The organism is Roseateles sp. UC29_93 (assembly GCF_042695725.1).
In the GTDB taxonomy this organism is placed as follows: domain Bacteria; phylum Pseudomonadota; class Gammaproteobacteria; order Burkholderiales; family Burkholderiaceae_C; genus Roseateles; species Roseateles noduli_A.
Map to the genome: position 1 here is coordinate 4,530,365 of NZ_CP170545.1, position 16,696 is coordinate 4,547,060.

The 16,696-nt window shown below is 69.5% G+C and carries 12 protein-coding genes and 1 pseudogene; 9 read left to right on the plus strand and 4 right to left on the minus strand.

Features of this window, described 5'->3' with window-relative positions; translation table 11 throughout:
* Positions 1-24: 24 nt before the first annotated feature.
* Positions 25-1,659 (plus strand): response regulator, encoded by a 1,635-nt coding sequence (locus tag ACFJIX_RS21205; RefSeq protein WP_377154597.1) that lies wholly within the window; start codon positions 25-27, stop codon positions 1,657-1,659.
* Positions 1,660-1,686: 27 nt separating this feature from the next.
* Here the strand turns inward: ACFJIX_RS21205 and ACFJIX_RS21210 are convergent, their stop codons facing one another.
* Positions 1,687-2,088: a YciI family protein gene (locus tag ACFJIX_RS21210; protein ID WP_377154599.1), complete on the minus strand. Its 402-nt coding sequence runs from the start codon at positions 2,086-2,088 to the stop codon at positions 1,687-1,689.
* Between the two features lie 104 nt (positions 2,089-2,192).
* Between ACFJIX_RS21210 and ACFJIX_RS21215 the strand changes: the two genes are divergently transcribed.
* From ACFJIX_RS21215 to ACFJIX_RS21225, 3 genes are read left to right on the plus strand one after another with little or no spacing between them, the layout of a single operon-like run.
* Positions 2,193-2,642 (plus strand): GNAT family N-acetyltransferase, encoded by a 450-nt coding sequence (locus tag ACFJIX_RS21215; protein WP_377154601.1) that lies wholly within the window; start codon positions 2,193-2,195, stop codon positions 2,640-2,642.
* Complete coding sequence (locus ACFJIX_RS21220; RefSeq protein WP_377154603.1) at positions 2,639-3,292, plus strand: helix-turn-helix domain-containing protein; 654 nt, start codon at positions 2,639-2,641, stop codon at positions 3,290-3,292. Before ACFJIX_RS21215 ends, ACFJIX_RS21220 begins: the two co-directional genes overlap by 4 nt.
* 43 nt (positions 3,293-3,335) lie before the next feature.
* Positions 3,336-4,499, plus strand: coding sequence for a hypothetical protein (locus tag ACFJIX_RS21225; RefSeq protein ID WP_377154605.1), 1,164 nt, complete (start codon positions 3,336-3,338; stop codon positions 4,497-4,499).
* 7 nt (positions 4,500-4,506) lie between these two features.
* On the opposite strand, the gene ACFJIX_RS21230 is transcribed toward ACFJIX_RS21225, so the two are convergent.
* A complete protein-coding gene (locus tag ACFJIX_RS21230) occupies positions 4,507-6,906 on the minus strand; it encodes a TonB-dependent receptor plug domain-containing protein (RefSeq protein ID WP_377154607.1) in 2,400 nt (799 codons plus the stop codon).
* A gap of 180 nt (positions 6,907-7,086) precedes the next feature.
* Between ACFJIX_RS21230 and ACFJIX_RS21235 the strand changes: the two genes are divergently transcribed.
* The gene (locus tag ACFJIX_RS21235) at positions 7,087-8,478 is read left to right on the plus strand and encodes an APC family permease (RefSeq protein WP_377154609.1); all 1,392 of its coding nucleotides are present in this window, start codon (positions 7,087-7,089) and stop codon (positions 8,476-8,478) included.
* 7 nt (positions 8,479-8,485) lie between these two features.
* Here ACFJIX_RS21235 and ACFJIX_RS21240 read toward each other — a convergent pair.
* Positions 8,486-9,281: pseudogene (locus ACFJIX_RS21240) on the minus strand (MetQ/NlpA family ABC transporter substrate-binding protein).
* Positions 9,282-9,466: 185 nt separating this feature from the next.
* Between ACFJIX_RS21240 and ACFJIX_RS21245 the strand changes: the two are divergent.
* The 4 genes from ACFJIX_RS21245 to ACFJIX_RS21260 all read left to right on the plus strand — a co-directional run bounded on the left by ACFJIX_RS21245 (position 9,467) and on the right by ACFJIX_RS21260 (position 15,853).
* Entirely contained in the window at positions 9,467-11,491 is a 2,025-nt protein-coding gene (locus ACFJIX_RS21245) for a tetratricopeptide repeat protein (RefSeq protein WP_377154611.1), read from the plus strand.
* Between the two features lie 124 nt (positions 11,492-11,615).
* Positions 11,616-12,272 (plus strand): PEP-CTERM sorting domain-containing protein, encoded by a 657-nt coding sequence (locus tag ACFJIX_RS21250; protein ID WP_377154613.1) that lies wholly within the window; start codon positions 11,616-11,618, stop codon positions 12,270-12,272.
* Between the two features lie 138 nt (positions 12,273-12,410).
* Complete coding sequence (locus tag ACFJIX_RS21255; RefSeq protein WP_377154615.1) at positions 12,411-12,878, plus strand: OsmC family protein; 468 nt, start codon at positions 12,411-12,413, stop codon at positions 12,876-12,878.
* A gap of 131 nt (positions 12,879-13,009) precedes the next feature.
* On the plus strand, positions 13,010-15,853 hold the full coding sequence (locus ACFJIX_RS21260) for a serine hydrolase (RefSeq protein ID WP_377154617.1): 2,844 nt from the start codon (positions 13,010-13,012) through the stop codon (positions 15,851-15,853).
* On the opposite strand, the gene ACFJIX_RS21265 is transcribed toward ACFJIX_RS21260, so the two are convergent.
* Entirely contained in the window at positions 15,843-16,688 is an 846-nt protein-coding gene (locus ACFJIX_RS21265) for a PA4780 family RIO1-like protein kinase (protein ID WP_377154619.1), read from the minus strand. The two genes, ACFJIX_RS21260 and ACFJIX_RS21265, sit on opposite strands and share 11 nt — an antisense overlap.
* Positions 16,689-16,696: the final 8 nt, after the last annotated feature.

The following is a 16,696-nucleotide window of genomic DNA, read 5'->3' on the forward strand; positions in this document are numbered from 1 at the left end:
ATGACGAGTGCCTTCGAATCCCGCGTGATCATCCTAGCCCCGTTCGGCCGGGATGCCCAGGTGATCGCCGAGGTGGTGACGGGCATGGCGCCGGCCCAGCCCGTCCAGGCGCCGGAGCAGCTGCTGGCGGCACTGAACGAGGGGGCGGCCGCCGCCGTCGTGACCGAGGAGGCGCTGTCCATCGCGCCGGGCAGCCCGGTGCACCTGTGGCTGAGCCGGCAGCCGTCGTGGTCGGATTTCCCCTTCGTCGTCCTGACCAGCAAGCGCACCGGACGGCGCCCGCCCAACGCGGCGACCTCGCTGCACCTGATGGGCAACGTCATCCTGCTGGAGCGTCCGCTGAGCCCCGACACGCTGCACACCGCCGTGGAGGCGGCCGTGCGCGCCCGGGCGCGGCAGTATGCGAACCGGGCGATGCTGGCGGAGCTGGCGGTCGCGCACGATGCGGTGGAGCGGCTCAATCGCGAGCTCGAGGACCGCATCGAGAGTCGCACGCGCGAGCTCTCGATGGCCAACAACCGGCTCATGAACGAGATCGCCGAGCGCGAGCGGGCGCAGGCGGCGCTGCTGCAGGTCCAGAAGATGGAGGCCATGGGGCACCTGACCGGCGGCATCGCGCACGACTTCAACAACCTGCTGCACGTCATCGGCACCAACCTCGACCTGCTGGCGCGGCTGGACTGCCCGCCGCCGGCCGGCCGGATCGTCGAAGGCGCGCGGCGGACGGTGAAGCGCGGCGCGCGATTGACCGAGCAGCTGCTGTCCTTCGCCCGCAACCAGTCGCTGGTGCCGCAGGCCACCGACATCCACGCGTCGATCAACGGCATGCAGGAACTGCTGCTGACCTCGGTCGGTTCGCGCGTGCGCATCGCCCTGGAGCTGGCGCATCCGAAGCCGATCGTGCTGCTGGATCCCAACCAGCTGGAGATGGCCGTGCTCAACCTCGCGCTCAATGCGCGCGACGCGATGAAGGAGGGCGGCACCATCGCCATCACCACGCAAGAGGCGGAATGCGAGCGCGAGGGTCAGGTCGTGCCCTGCGTGCGGGTGACGGTGGCCGACAGCGGTGCCGGCATTCCGCCGTCGATCATCGAGCGCGTGTTCGAGCCCTTCTTCACCACGAAGGCGATGGGCAGCGGCACCGGCCTGGGCCTGGCGCAGGTGTACGGCTTCGCGAAGCAGTCCGGCGGGCAGGTGAGCATCGAGAGCGCGCCGGGGCAGGGGACGCAGGTCCACCTGCTGTTCCCGCTGGCGACGGAGTCGCTGGCGGAGGAGTCCGAGGCGGACTGGTCCAGCCTGGTCACGCCGCGCCAGGACATCCTGGTCGTCGAGGACGACGACGAGGTGCGCCATTCCATCGTCCAGAGCCTGGAGCTGCTGGGTCACCAGGTGTCGGCGGTCTCCAACGGCGCGGATGCGCTGCGCACGCTGGGCGAGCGCCGACCCAGCCTGCTGATCGTGGACTACGTGATGCCGGGCATGAACGGCGGGGAACTGATCCGCCGGGTGCAGGACGCCTGGCCCACGATCCCCATCATCCTGGCGACCGGCTATGCCGACATGGAGAAGGTCGGCCAGGTGCTGGGCGCCAGGTCCATCCTGAAGAAGCCGTTCCGCGTCGATGCGCTGGCGGAGGCGGTGCATCTGGCGGTGGCGTGAGGGGCCGCGCCCAAACGCGGCTGCGGGTCAAGACGCCGGATCGAAGAAGAACATGCGAAGCTCCTGTTGGCAGCGACAGGCCTTGGCGATGCGCGCGGCCCAATCGACGGCCGCTTCGCGAGAAGGCAGTTCCAGGACACAGAATCCGCCGTTGAGCGTCGGCGCCCACGGATAGCCGCCTTCGGCGACCGTGCCGTCCGCCGAGACGAGCACGGGCGGAACGCTCTCGTCGATGCCGCCGCCGAAGACATAGACGCGGGCCGACTTCGCCTCCTCGATGACGGCATGCGAGTCGCGGACCACGGCGTCCCATTCGCCGTCGGGGACGACCATCGCGGCGCTGGGGAAGGAGATCAGGTACTTGGCCATGGGGCGGGTGCTCCTCTGTGCTGGACCCGCGATCATGCCCAGGATCGGCGTGCGCGCCATCCGTGCTCGCCAGAGTCGCCGCCTGAGGGGCGACGCCTGCGATCACGAGGCAGGAATGATGTTGAAATCGCGGTGCCCGTCCACCTCCCATCTCGAATCGCCACGTGATCACCTTGCACATCACCACCGACAAGTCGGACCTGGACATCGACCTGATCCACGCGTTCCTCGCGAACGAGTCGTCGTGGGCAAAGGGAATCTCGCGCCAGGTCGTCGAGCGATCCATCGAGCATTCGCTGTGCTTCGGCGGTTTCGTCGACGGACGGCAGGTGGCCTTCGCCCGCGTCATCACGGATCGCTCGACCTTCGCGAACCTGGTCGATGTCTTCGTGCTGCCCGCGCATCGCGGCAAGGGCTACAGCAAGCGACTGATGGAAGCCGTGATGTCGCACGCCGATCTCCAAGGGCTTCGGCGGTTCACGCTGGCGACCGGCGATGCGCATGCGCTCTACGCGCCATTCGGATTCACGTCGCCGTTGAAGCCGGCGACGCTGATGGAGCGCTACTTCCCCGGCTTGTATGAGTCGACAGCGGGCGAGAGGCTGAACGAATGACAGCTCCCCTCTCCGTTCATCGCGCCTTCGAGCGGATGGGGCGCCACCGCCACGCGCAAGGCTATGTCGCGCTCGTGCTCGCCGGCGGCTACGTGGAGGCGGGCGATCGTGGCCGGGTGCGTGTCGAGGCCGGCCAAGTCGTGTTCCATGGCGAGCACGAATCGCATCAGAACGAGTTCTTCCGCGCCGGCGCCCGCGTGTTGAATCTGCCGGCGCTCGGGAGCGATTTCCACGATCCGTTCGGACATGTGGACGATGCCGACGCGATCGCCCGGCTGGCCGAGCGCGATCCGCACGAGGCCGCCGCGCTGCTGCGCCGGACCTTCCGCCCTTCGGCCGTGCGGCTCAACGATTGGCCGGACTTGCTGGCCGCGGCGCTCGCAGCCGATCCGGCCCTCAGCCTCGCCGATTGGGCCGATGCCATGGGCATCGCGCCGCAGTCGCTCAGCCGGGGTTTCGGCCGGGCCTTCGGCACCAGTCCGAAGCGCTACCGGCTGGAACTGCGCACGCTGCAGGCGCTGCGCCGGCTGCCGGGCTGGCAAGGCTCGATGGCGGCGCTCGCCGCCGAGACCGGCTTCGCCGACCAGGCCCACCTGACGCGCGCCATCGTCGCGCTGACCGGGCGGACGCCGACCCGCTGGGTGGGTTAAGTCCGTTCAAGAACGGAGCGCCTCGCTTGCCTAGCATCGGGGCATGCAACGACGAACCTTCCTGACCGTGCCGCTGATCGCTTCGGTGGCGTCCGTGCTTTGCACTCTGCCTGCCGACGCCCGGCCCGATGCCCGAGCTGCCAGCCGCACCCGATGGAAGGTGCGCGCTTCGGAAGGCTTCGATGCGATCGCCTTCCTCGGCCCGCTGTCGGGCACGCAGCTCTACCTGGACTTCTACGGCGAGGACGCCGCCGCCTTCGCGCCGCGTCTTCCCGAGGTGGTGCGCAGCGACGTGCCCCGGCTGTGGAACGAGGCGACGAAGGACGGCTTCGGCCTGCTCGGTCCCAACCTGCAGGTGCTGTTCTCGGCCAACGGCAACGACGTGACGATCGCCACGCTGCTGACCGCGCTGCGGTCGCGGCAGACGGCCATCCTGCCGAGCTACAAGGCCAGCAGCTACTGGAGCGAGGAGGACTGGGCCTGGTTCGATCGCGCCGCGCCGCGGATCGATGCGATCTTCAGCGCGATGCAGCGCGCCGGGTTCGCGGGCTTCCGCAAGGAGCGGATCGGCAACGATCTGGACCAGCGCATCGCCGAGGTGCAGCGCGCGCTCGCCGGCTTCGACGTGATCTCCTGGCAGGAGAAGCTGACCGGCCGGAGCTTCGACCCGGAGATCCAGATCGTGCTGCTCCAGTTCTCGAAGCCGCACGGCATCAAGGTGCAAGGCCAGACCTTCCTGCAGGCCGCCGACTACGACACCGCGACCACGGTGCGCATCGCCGCGCACGAGATGCTCCATCCGCCCGTGCCGATGGACGGCCCGGCCGCGACGGCGGCGCTCGCGGCCCTCGGTCGCGATCCGCTGATCACGAAGATCGTCCGCGACCACGATCCCCGCTGGGGCTATACGACGCTGCCGGGTCTTCTGAACGAGGACCTGTGCCAGGCGCTGGACCAGTTGATCAGCGAGGCGCTCGGCGTGGCCCGCAATCCGGCGGATCGCTGGCGCAAATCGGACGACGGCATCCACGTGATCGCCGCCGGCCTGTACGGCTTGCTGCGCCAGGATCGATGGGCGGAGAAGGGCGGATCGATCGAGCGCTGGCTTGCCGGCGCGGCCGCCGCGGGGCGCCTGGATCCGGCGGTGTTCCATCCGGCGGCGGCGCGTGTGCTGGAGCGGCCTATCGATGCCCTGTGGCCGTTGTAGTTGCCGCTCAGAACACCCACTTCGCCCGCGCGTAGTAGTACGCCCCGTTGAACCCCACCGGCGACAGCACGTCGTAGGGGAAGTTGCCGAAGTATGCGATGTCGGACGTCGAGCGGCTGGCGTAGCGGTCCGTCGCGTTGACCGCGCCGACGCTGACGCTCAGCGCGCGGGTCGCCTGCCACTGCGCCTCCAGGTCCAGCTGCCAGACCGGCGCGTAGGTCTGCGTGGGCACGAAGCCGTCGCCGAAGTCGAAGACGCGCGTCGTGCTGCCGTGACGCGTCAGGCGGCTCAGCAAGGACCACGCGCCGCCGCGCCATTGCGCGGTCAGGATGTGGCGCTGGCGCGGGGCGGCGTTGGTCAGCGTGTTCAGCTCCTCCAGGCCCACGTTCGCGTCGGCATGCGGTCTCGCCGTCGTTCTGCTGAACGAGGCGGCCCACGACAGCCGCAACTCCCCGTCGAGTGCCGCGCCGTTCCACTCGGTCACCAGGTCCGCGCCGCGCGTGCGCGTGTCCAGCGCGTTGGTGAAGAAGTTGACCCCGTCGATGCCCGGGACGCCGAAGAGGGACGCCAGCGTCTGCGACAGCCCGTCGCCGCTGATCCGCTGCGACAGCGTGACGCGGTCCTTGACGCGGATCGCGTAGGCATCGAGCGTCGCCGACCAGTGGCGGTCGGGCTGCCAGGTCAGGCCGAGGCTCGCGTTGCGCGAGCGCTCCGCCTTCAGGTCCTGCGCGCCGAGGTAACGCGCGATCGGGTTGTCGACGGGCAGCGTGCGGATCTGGCTGAGCTCGCCGCCGTCGCCGCGGTCGGTCACGGTGAAGCTGAAGCCGCGTTGCGCCAGCGAGGGCGCGCGGAAGTTGGTCGAGATCGCGCCGCGCAGCGCAAAGCCCCCGGCGAGCGCCAGGCGCGAGGACAGCTTGGCCGTCGTGGCGTTGCCGAAGTCGCTGTAGTGATCGTGGCGCAGCGCGGCTTCGGCCTGCCAGTCGCGGGTGAAGGACGCGCTCAGGTCGACGTAGGCGCCGATCACGCGGCGCGACAGGCTCGCCGCATCGCCCTGCTGAAGACCCGGCCCGGCCTGTGCGCCGGCGGGGCCGTCGAAAGCGCCGACCGCGTAAGAGGCCGCGTCGCCCGCGCCGGTGACGAAGCGCTCATGACGCCCGTCGAGGCCGGCCGCCAAGGTGGCCGGTCGGCTCAGTCCGGGGATCGTGACGGCGCGCGTCAGATCGAGGTTGACGGTCGTGAGCCGCGTGCCGAAATCGCCGAGGTGGAACTCGGTCGGACTGGCCGCGCCGAGCGAGGTGTTCAGCGAATGCCGCACGCCGTAGTCGAAGTCGTTGCGACCGTGGTCGAGCGACAGGTCGTAGTCCCACCCCGCCCAGTCGCCGCGCAGACCGGCGACGAGCTGCAGGTCGAGGTTGTCGCCGGTGGTCTGCGGCCGGTAGCCGTCCGGGTAGACGCTCTTGAGGTTGGCGAAGCTGTCCGGGTAGCGGTAGTACGCCGCGCCCGTGGAGCGCCGCTGCTGCCAGGTGCCGAAGGCGTAGGCCTGCTGCTGCGGCGTGAGGTCCACGGCGCCGTTGAAGAAGGCCTGCCACTGGCGCGTGGCGGGTTCGCCGGCGGCGTAGTTGCGTTGGCCGACGGTGGCGAGGTTGTCGGGCGTCGCGTCCTCCCACGGCGGCAGTTGATCGAGGCCGCTGCGGTTGGTCGCGTTGCGGTGCAGGCCTTCGAGGCCGGCGCGCAGGAAGCCGCGTTCGCCGATGGCCCAGCCTTGCGACAGGCTGGCCGACTGGGCCTGGCCGTCGTTGATCGTGCGGCCGGTGGGCTCGAACTTCGTGTGGAAGAGACCGGCCTCGGCGCCGAGTTCACCGCCGCTGCGGCGCTCGTCGAGGATCACGTTGACCACGCCCGCGATGGCGTCGGAGCCGTACTGCGCGCCGGCGCCGTCGCGCACGACCTCGATGCGCTGCACGGCGGCCAGCGGGATCGTGTTGAAGTCGACGGGGTTCGTGCCCTTGCCGGTCTTGGACTCGAGGTTGACGAGCGCCGAGCTGTGACGGCGCTTGCCGTTGACGAGCACCAGCACCTGGTCCGGCGACAGGCCGCGCAGCTGCGCCGCGCGCACGTGGTCCGCGCCGCCGGAGTTGGACTGCCGCGGGAAGTTGAACGACGGCAGCAGCGCCTGCAGCGCGGCGGCGAGCGTGCCATCGGGACCGGCGGCGCGAAGGAGCTCGTCGCGCGAGAGCACGTCCACGGGGACCTGGCTGTCCGCGAGCGTCCGGTCGCGGGCACGCGTGCCGGTGACGAGGACGGGACTGAGCGCGGGACTGAGGGCGGTGTCGGATTGGGCGAACGCGGGGACGCCGCTCGTCAGCAGGGTCAGCGAGGCGAGGGCGGTGGCAGAGAGCTTCAGCATTGGGCGCGGCGCAAGTGCAGGCAGACGGGCCGCCAGCCTATCGACGCGCACGCCGCAAACCCGCATTCCGCTTCAGACGACTCCCTCATAAGCTCATGCCGTCGCGTCGCCACGACGAAGTCCGCCGCGCGGGCCGGAGCGCCAGTAGCATCGCGCGTCCCCCGTCCGAGCCTCCCCTCCATGTCCCCGTCCGTTCCTGCCGGCGATCCGCCCGGCGCGCAGCCGCAGCGCATCCTCGACGTCCGCCACGCGATGGCGCTGTGCATCGGCATGGTGGTCGGCGCGGGCATCTTCAAGACCTCGCCGATGGTGGCGCAGTTCCTGGCCACGCCGGAGCAGCTCTACCTGGCCTGGGCGTTGGGCGGCGTGCTGTCCTTCATCGGCGGGCTGTGCTTCGCGGAACTCGCCGCGGCCTTCCCGGACGCCGGCGGCGATTACCACTTCCTGCGCCGCGCCTTCGGCGCGCGGCTCGGCTTCCTGTTCGCGTGGTCGCGCTTCGCGGTGATCCACACGGGCTCGATGGCCTTGCTCGGTTTCGTGTTCGGGGACTACCTGGCGCAGGTGGTCGACCTCTCGCCCTGGCTCGGTGAGCACGTGAGCGCGTGGCTCGCGGGCGGGCTCATCGTCGCGCTGACGGGGCTGAACCTGCTCGGCGTGCGCGTGGGGCTGGGCACGCAGCTCGGGCTGACGACGCTGGTCATCGGCGGGCTGTTGCTGCTCGGCGTGAGCGCCGGCGTGCAGCAGTGGCAAGGCCTGGCACCGGCCACGTCCGCCGGGCAGGGTGCCGCGGGGGCGGTCGGCGCCGCGAGTGCCGCGACCGTCTCGTGGGGCACGGCGATGGTGTTCGTGTTTCTTGCCTATGGCGGCTGGAGCGATGCGGCGACCTTGTCGTCCGAGATGAAGGACCCGCGCCGCGGCATCGTGCGCGCGCTGCTGCTGGGGTTGGGAACGGTCACGGCGCTCTACCTGCTCGCCAACTGGGCCTATGTGCGCGTGCTCGGTCTGGGCGGCCTGGCCGCGAGCGCGGCCCCGGCGGCGGAGTCGATGCGGGTGGTGTTCGGCCGCGGCGCGGAAGTCGCGATGGTCGGTGTCGTGACGCTGACGGCGCTGTCGGTGATGAACGCGATCCTGATCGCCGGTCCGCGCACGACCTACGCGGCGGCGCGCGATCTGGCGGCGGAGCTGCAGCTGGCGCGCTGGGACGCGGATCGCGGCACGCCCACCGTGGCGGTGATCGCGACCAGCGGCATGGCCCTGGCGCTGGTCGCGTTCGGCGCGGCGACGCGGGGCGGCTTCTCGACGATGGTCGACTACCTGTCGCCGGTGTACTGGTTCTTCATGACGCTCAGCGGCCTGGCGGTGCTGGTGCTGCGCCGCAAGGCGCCGGCGCATCCGCGGCCGTTCCGCGTGCCGCTGTACCCGGTGCTGCCGCTGGTGTTCGTCGGCTGCAGCGCGTACGTGCTGTGGGCCAGCGTCGTGTACGTCAGCGCCGGCGCGATCGTCGGCGTCGCGGTGCTGGCCGCGGGCGCGCTGCTGCTGTGGGGTTATGGCCGGCTGCGGCGGTCCGCCTGAAGCCGGCTCAGAACGCGACGACGAGCGAGTCCGCGAAACGCTCCGCGACGAACTGCCGGACCTCGGGCGACTGGAACGCCCGGACCAGCTTCGGCACCCAGGGGCGGTCCTTGTCCTGCGTCCGCACGGCGATGAGGTTGGCGTAGGGGCTCTTCGCGTCCTCGATCGCGATCGCATCGCGTCTCGGGACGAGCCCGGCCTGCACCGCGTAGTTGGTGTTGATCGCGCTGGCGTCGACATCGTCCAGCGTGCGCGGCAACTGCGCGGCGTCGACCTGGACGATCTGCAGCTTGCGCGGGTTCGCGGCGATGTCGAGCGTCGTGGCCGAGATGCCAGCGCCCGCCTTCAGCGTGATGACGCCGGCCTTGTGCAGCAGTTGCAGCGCGCGGCCGCTGTTGGTCGGATCGTTCGGGGATGGCGACGCGGGCACCGGTCGCCAGCTGATCGAGCCGCTTGACGCGTTTCGAGTAGAAGCCCAGCGGCGCCGTGACCGTGACGCCGACCGCGCTGAGCTGGTAGCCGCGCGCCTGGATCTGCGACTGCAGGAAGGGCAGGTGCTGGTAGCTGTTGGCCTGCACGTCGCCGGCGTCGAGCGCGGCGTTGGGCTGCACGTAGTCGGAGAACTCGACGATCTGGAGCGTGAGACCGTCGCGAGCGGCGACCTTCTTCGCGACCTCGGCGATCTGCGCATGCGGGCCGTTGGTGACGGCGATCCTGATGATCTCCTCGGCGCGGCTCGCGCCGGAGAAGAGCAGGGCGGCAATGCCGGTGAACACGAAGAGGGCGTGACGTCGGATGGTCATGTCGGTCAGGGACGAGAAAGAGCCCGGGAGGCGGGACTCCCGGGCTTGAAGATGCTCGGTAGAGCACACGGCAAAGGTCGACGCCAGGATCGCCGAGGCGGAGCCGGCTGCCTACGAAGGGATGCGCAGGTGCTTATGAGTTCCCCTCTAAGATTCCCTCACCAGCTTTCGGGGAGGGGCTCGCGTTGAGCAAGCAGAAGCAACAGGCGCTCGCGGGCGGCAAGGGTCACAAGGACGATCAGGGCACCAAGGCTCTCCGGGAGAGAGAGGCGGCCGACGCCCTGGTCGACCGGGGCCTGTGGCAGGACGCGGCGACGCGTTACCGCGCCCTGGCCGAGGCGGGCAGCCAGGATGCCGTGCTCTTCCACAACTGGGGCGTGACCTTGCGGGAGCTTGGTCAGCCCCAGGCGGCCCTGGACGCGTTCGAACGGGCCGTCGGCCTGCAGCCGACCTATGCGAAGGCGTTCCACGGCCTGAGTCTGGCCTACCGGGACCTCGGCGCCGCGGACTCGGCGCGGATGGCCATCGAGCTCGCCATCGAGCACGATCCCCAGCGCGACACCTTCCGTCTGGCGTTGATCGACCAGTTGATCACTGCGGGCGAGTTGGACGCCGCCCTCCAGCAAGCCGATCGATTCGAACGCGGCGCTCCTGGTCATGCCGTCGCCCAGAACCTGAAGGGGATGGCGCTTCGCAAGGCCGGGTCACTCGACGGCGCGCTGGAAGCCTTCGGCAACGCGATCGAAGCGGACCCGCAGCTCGCCGCGCCGCTTCAGAATCGCGCGAACCTGCATCTCCGGGCCAGGAGGTTCTCGCTGGCCGTGGCGGACTTCGATGCGGCGATCGAGCGGGCGCCGCACACGACGTGGCTGGCGGGCCTGAGGCTGTACGCCGCAATGCATCTCTTCGATTGGCGCCGCCATGCGCAGGACCGACAAGAACTCTTGACGCGCGTCGAAGCGGGCGAACCCGTCGCGCAGCCGCTGATCGTCCAACACCTGACGGACGATCCGGCGCTGCAGCAGCGCGCGGCGAGAACCTGGGCGGCACAGACGCTGCCGCGACCGCAGCCGGGTCCGCGGGCGCTGGGCTTCCCGACGGGGCGCAAGATCCGCATCGCCTACGTCTCTCGCGACTTCCACAGTCACCCCGTCGCCTACCTGATCGCGGAGGTGCTGGAGCTTCATGACCGGCAGGTCTTCGACGTCGCGATCCTCCACTACGGCCGCGCCAGCGACGATCCCATGCAGCGCCGGCTGCGCGCCGGCGTCGATGCGTTCATCGATGTCCAGCACCAGACCGATGAGCAGATCGTCCAGATCTGCCGCGAACTGTCCATCGACGTCGCCGTCGACCTGACGGGCTACACCGACAACTCCCGCAACGCGATCTTCGCGAGCCGGATCGCACCGGTGCAGGTGCTCTATCTGGGCTATCTCGGGACCTCGGGATCCGGGCTGTACGACTACGTCGTCGCGGACCCGCAGCTCGTCGACGATCGGACCCGCAGCTTCTTCGATGAGAAGCTGCTGATCCTGCCGTCGTACCAGGCCAATGATCGACAACGCCCGAGGCCCCCGGCCGGTGGGCAGCGCGCCGCTGCGGGGCTGCCCGAGGATGCGTTCGTGTTCTGCTGCTTCAACAACCCGGCGAAGCTGACGCCATCGATGTTTGCGGCGTGGGCGCGGATCCTCGAGCGCGTGCCTGGCTCGGTGCTCTGGCTGCTGGCCGAGGGGGACGAGGCCATCCGCAACCTCCGCAGCCATGCCGCGGAGCTTGGCCTCGCACCGGATCGACTGGTCTTCGCGAGTCGATGCGATCGCGAGACCTATCTCGCTCGACTGGCGTCGGCGGACCTCTTCCTCGACACGCTCCCGTACAACGCCGGCACGACGGCCAGCGACGCGCTGTGGATGGGCCTGCCGGTGCTGACGCAGGCAGGGCAGTCCTTCGCCGGCCGGATGGCGTCCAGCCTGCTGCATGCCGTGGGCATGCCTGAACTGGTGATGAGCACGCGGGACGAATACATCGACACCGCGGTGGCGCTCGCGACCGAGGCCAACAGGCTCAACGAGCTGCGCAATCGCCTGCGAGCGAATCGCGACTCGGCGCCACTGTTCGACACGCCGGCCTTCACGCGCAGCCTGGAGTTGGCCTATCTCACGGCGCTTTCAGGAACGCAGGAGGGAGATGTGGTTGTCGGCGAATGACGAGTGACCTCAGACGCATCGTTTCGACGTGCACCTGCATCACTCTGACGAGGGCCACCTAGGGATTGCGGCGACAGCGTGGATCGGCGAGGGTCCGGGAAGATCCACCCACCCGGAGAAACTCATGAGCTGTCGTCTCTCGAAGGCCGCATTGGCGGTTGGCGCGCTGTGCCTGGCTGCGACCGGTCAGGCGTTCGCGCAGACCTCCACCTTCTACTTCGGCGGCCAGCCGCCAGAAGCGACCCGCTGGGTCGCGGGGCAGATCACCTACGACTTCGCCACGGCCAGTTCGGCCGTGGACATCCGGGGCCAGTTCGACGAGGGGCAACGGCTGCTGTACAGCGGCATCACCATCACCTTCAGCAGCGCGGAACTCGGCACCGTCACCTGGACCGACGGGCAGGTGGTCGTCTACAACGACTACGACTACTGCTTCGCCCCCGGCGTCTCCAGCTGCAATGCCCCGTTGCAGCATGAGGCCGACCGGATCGATTTCCGGCACAGCTCGATCGAGTTGGAGCACAACTTCCAGCTCGTCATCATGGGCGACGGTCAGAACTTCCTGGGCACGGGCGACTTGAATGCCTCGGTGCTCAACCTGCCGTACACCAGCGTCGCCATCTACCAAGGGATCGCGGTGGCCGGCAACGTGATGCTGGCCGCGACACCGTTCGCGGTCCCGCCGCCCATCCCCGAGCCCGCGACCGCGGCGATGAGCCTGGGCGGCCTCGCGCTGCTGGGGCTGATCGGCAGGCGGCGTCGGCAGGCGGCGCGCGGCTGATCGGCGAGTCGTTCCTCGCCGCCCTTGAGGGGGCTTCCTGCCGTCGGAGAGAATCGGCCCGCCGTGCGCGACGTGGCTGATCCTTCTGTCCTGTCGCCACAGTTGTCGACTCGGGATGACCAACAGGAGCCCCCCACCATGGGACATCGGGAACACCACTACCACGTCACCGTGACGTGGACCGGCAACCAGGGCAGCGGCACGTCGGGCTACAAGGCCTACCGCCGCGACCATGCGATCGAGGCGCCGGACAAGGCGCCGATCCTGGGATCGTCCGATCCGGCCTTCCTCGGGGACAGGACCCGCTGGAATCCCGAGGACCTGCTGGTGGCTTCCACCAGCGCCTGTCACAAGCTCTGGTACCTCCACCTCTGCGCCGAAGCCGGCATCGCCGTGCTCGCCTACGTGGACGAGGCCGAGGGCACGATGGTGGAAGGCGAGAAGGGGCGCTTCACGCAGATCGTCCTGCGCCCGCGCGTCACCGTGCGGGCGGGTGACGATGTCGAGCTCGCCCAGCGCCTGCACCACGACGCGCACGAGCAGTGCTTCATCGCCAACTCGCTGAACTTCCCGGTGCTCTGCGAGCCGTCGATCCAGACGGCGTGAGCGAAGGACGCCCGGCAAGGCGTTCCCGCGCAGCGCGTCAAGTCCCTCACCGACGCTTCCCCGTCCGGGCCGTGGCCCGGGACGCCGGACGCGGGCAGGATGCGGTCCTCCGAATTTCCGGATCCGATCGCATGTGTTTCCAGACTCTCCGATCCGCGCTGGCCGTCGCCTGTGCCACTGCCGCTTTTGCCGTCGCCTGTGCGGCCGCGCTGATCGCCAGTCCTGCCCAGGCCGCGCCCGACGCGAAGAGCCTGGTCACCGATGCCGCCGCCATGAGTCAGCTCGTCGAGGCCGTGAGCTTCGACGTGATGTCCGAAGCCGCGATCAACGCGTGCCAGGAGATCGGCGCCCCCTCCGTCACGCCGATGCGGGACGCGTGGGTCGTCTGGCGCGGGCGCTACCAGATCGCCCCGATGCGGGTGGTGCTCACCCGCATGATGCAGCGGCGCAGTGGCGATGCGCCCTGGGACAAGCTCGTCGAGCCCATGCGCCAGCGCGTGCTGAGCGACCCGCAAGCCTGCGCCACGCTTGCGCGCGAGTGGCAGGGCGGCGGCAAGGACGTCGACGCGCGCTATCCGCAGGCGGGCGCCGTAACGCGCGCGATCGTGCAGGCCAATCTCGTGATGCCGATCACCCCGCTCCCCGTGGCCGCCGAACCCGCCCGGGGCCAGGTCTTGCTGCCCAGCCAGGTGATCGCCCTGACGGAGCAGCGCGGCAACTGGCTCGTGATCTCCGAGGAAGCCGCCCGGCGCAAGCTCGGGCTGGTCTACGTCAAGGGCCGGGTGGCGCGCGACATGAGCCGTCCCGAAAACTTCCATCTTGTGCAGGAGCAGGGCGACCGGATCGGCGAGCAGGTCATCCACCTGAAGTTCAACGCCGAATCGTGGCTTGGCAAGGAGGTGGTGCTGCGCGGTGTGGTCACCTCGCTGAACCGCTTGTCGATGGACCTCGCCGATGCCGCGCTCGTCAACGATGCGTCGGGCCTGACACCGTCGCCGTTGGCGCAGACGCCGCTGGCGCGCAAGACGGTGTCGCTGCAGCGCGTGTCGACCGCGCCCGGCAAGGGCCTGGGCGACAAGGACCTGGCGGCCGTCGTGATCCACGGCGAAGCCAACAACATCAACGGCACCCGCTGGGAGGAGGACGTGCGCTTCCTGCTGCGGGACGGCAGCGTCTACCGCCGCACCGAGATGCCGCCCGATCAGCTCGACGTCGCCGCGTCGCGCCAGCTCGAGCCGCAGCGCTGGGGGGCGTTGGCGCAGCGCCGGCAAGGGTTACGCCATGCAGGCGCAGGACGACGACGGTCGACCCGTCGGCGACTGGAAGCCCGAGGGCCACGAGGCGGTGCGGCCCTGGCCGAAGGATGCGCGACTGGACGGCAGCTTCAGCCGGCGCAGCTTCACCGGCAGCATGATCACCGGCGGCACGTCGGCCACGCACGGCATCCGCTTCACGAAGGACGGGCGCTTCGAGCGCAGCTTCAGCGCGACCTCCGGCACGGGCAGCCTGCAGGCGATCACGGGCACCGTGGTCGCGGGGTCGTCGCATGGCGACGGCAAGGGCAGCAGCAGCACGGGCAGCAGCACCGTCGGCACGGGGCTGGGAACGGTCGGGGTCAGCAGCGGCACGCGCACGAAGGACGATGGCGCGAGTCGCCGCGGCAGATATCAATTGGACGGCTTCGCGATCACGCTCGAGTACGACGACGGCCACAAGGAGCGGCTGCTCAGCTTCCCCGTCGACGGCGACAGTCGGTCCGTCTACATTGGCACCGGCAGCTACGATCGCGACAAATGATGCAGCTTCAACCTTGGCGACCGCAGCGAGGCCCCGCGCTGCATCACGTGATCGCGATCCTGATCGTCGCGCTGGGCGGCGTCGCGCACGCGCAGGCGGCCTCTGGCTGCCTGGGCGTCTACGTCGATCCCCAGAAGCGCTTTCTCCACAACGAGGCGCCGGCCGCCGCCGTCCCGCAGGCCTTGCCCGCGGGGACGCCATTGGGCGCGGTGGCGTACAAGCCGCGCGGCGCGGCGACAGCCGTCCCGCTCGAGGACTACTTCGGCAGGTTCTGCACCACCGGATTCCTCGTGATGCACGAGGGTCAGGTCGTGTTCGAACGTTACCTCCAGCAGGCGAAGCCGTCGACGGCGCTGCTGTCCGCGTCGATGTCCAAGACCGTCCTCGCGCTGCTGATCGGCATCGCGATCGACGAGGGCCGGCTGTCCCTGGACGAGCGCGTCGCGACGGTGCTGCCCGACTTCCGCGACAGTGCCTTCGCCGACGACAGCGTCGAAGACCTGTTGCGCATGAGCTCGGGCGTGGCGCTGAAGAACTCCTTCCGGCCCGGCGAGGTCTCGGACAACCAGACCACGAATCCGATGATCGAGCCCTTCACCGACATGCGCGTCTATCTGGCGGGCAAGAAGGACAAGGATCCGGCCGGCAAGGTCTTCAACTACAACGGCGCGGTGACGGCCGTGCTCGGCCTGATGCTGAGCGCGCGCACCGGCGTGAGCAATACCGACTACCTGTCCACGCGCCTGTGGGGGCCGATGGGCGCCGAGTCACCCGCCTACTGGATCAAGAACCGGGCGGGGCAGGAGGGCGTGCAAGGGCAGTTCGTCGCCACCTTGCGGGATTACGCCCGACTGGGGCAGCTGATCATGAACCTCGGCCGCGTGGGCGAGCGTCAGGTCGTGCCCCAGGCCTGGATCGCGCAGATGACCGCGTTGCGCAAGGACAAGCCCCAGCCCGCGAACGTGCCGTTCTACGGCCTGCACGTCTGGATCCCGCAGGCGGCGGGCGGGCGTTCTTTCGCCTGGGGGACGAACGGGCAGAACATCTTCGTGGATCCGACGGCGAAGGTCGTGATCGTGCATACCGGCAACAGCCCGGATGCGGAGTTCAACGGCAACGACCACCTGTTTCCGATCCGGGATGCGATCACGGCGGCGCTCCGGGCCGTCAGGAACTGAGCATCCGCAAACGCCGCGCGGCTTCCTCGTCCGCCGCGTCATCGATCTCGCGAATCACTTCGCCGAGGTCGACGGGACCGGCCGCATGCTTGAAACGACCGGTCAGCGGCGTGTCGGGCGTGAGGCTGCCGCTCTCATACAGGGCCCAGATCTCGTGCCCGTATTCGGTACTCAGCAGGTCCGGGGCAAAGCCGCCGAAGAAGTCGCGCAGGTTGTTGACGTCGCGCAGCAGCATGCGCTTGGCGTGGTTGTTGCCGGCGGCGTCCACGGCCTGCGGCAGGTCGATGATCACGGGGCCGTCGCCGGCCAGCAGGATGTTGAACTCGGACAGGTCGCCGTGGACCACGCCCGCGCCGAGCATGCGCACCACTTCACCCAGCAGGCTCCGGTGATGGGTGCGGGCTTCCTCGGCGGTGAACATGACGTCGTTGAGCCGCGGCGCCGCATCGCCGTGCTCGTCCACGACGAGTTCCATCAGCAGCACGCCGTCCATGAAGTTGTAGGGCTGCGGCACGCGCACGCCGGCGCCGGCCAGACGATACAGCGCGTCGACCTCGGCGTTCTGCCACGCGGCCTCCTGGGCCTGGCGTCCGAACTTCGTGCCCTTGGCCATCGCCCGCGCCTGCCGGCTGTTCTTGGTCTTGCGGTTCTCGGTGTAGTCCACGGCCTGCCGGAAGCTGCGCTGCGTGGCCTCCTTGTAGATCTTGGCGCAGCGGGTCTCGTCGCCGCAGCGCACCACGTAGACCAGCGCCTCCTTGCCGCTCATCAGCTGACGCACGACGGTGTCGATCAGGCCTTCCTCGATCAGGGATAGGAGTCGCGGGGGTGCTTTCATGAATGCCT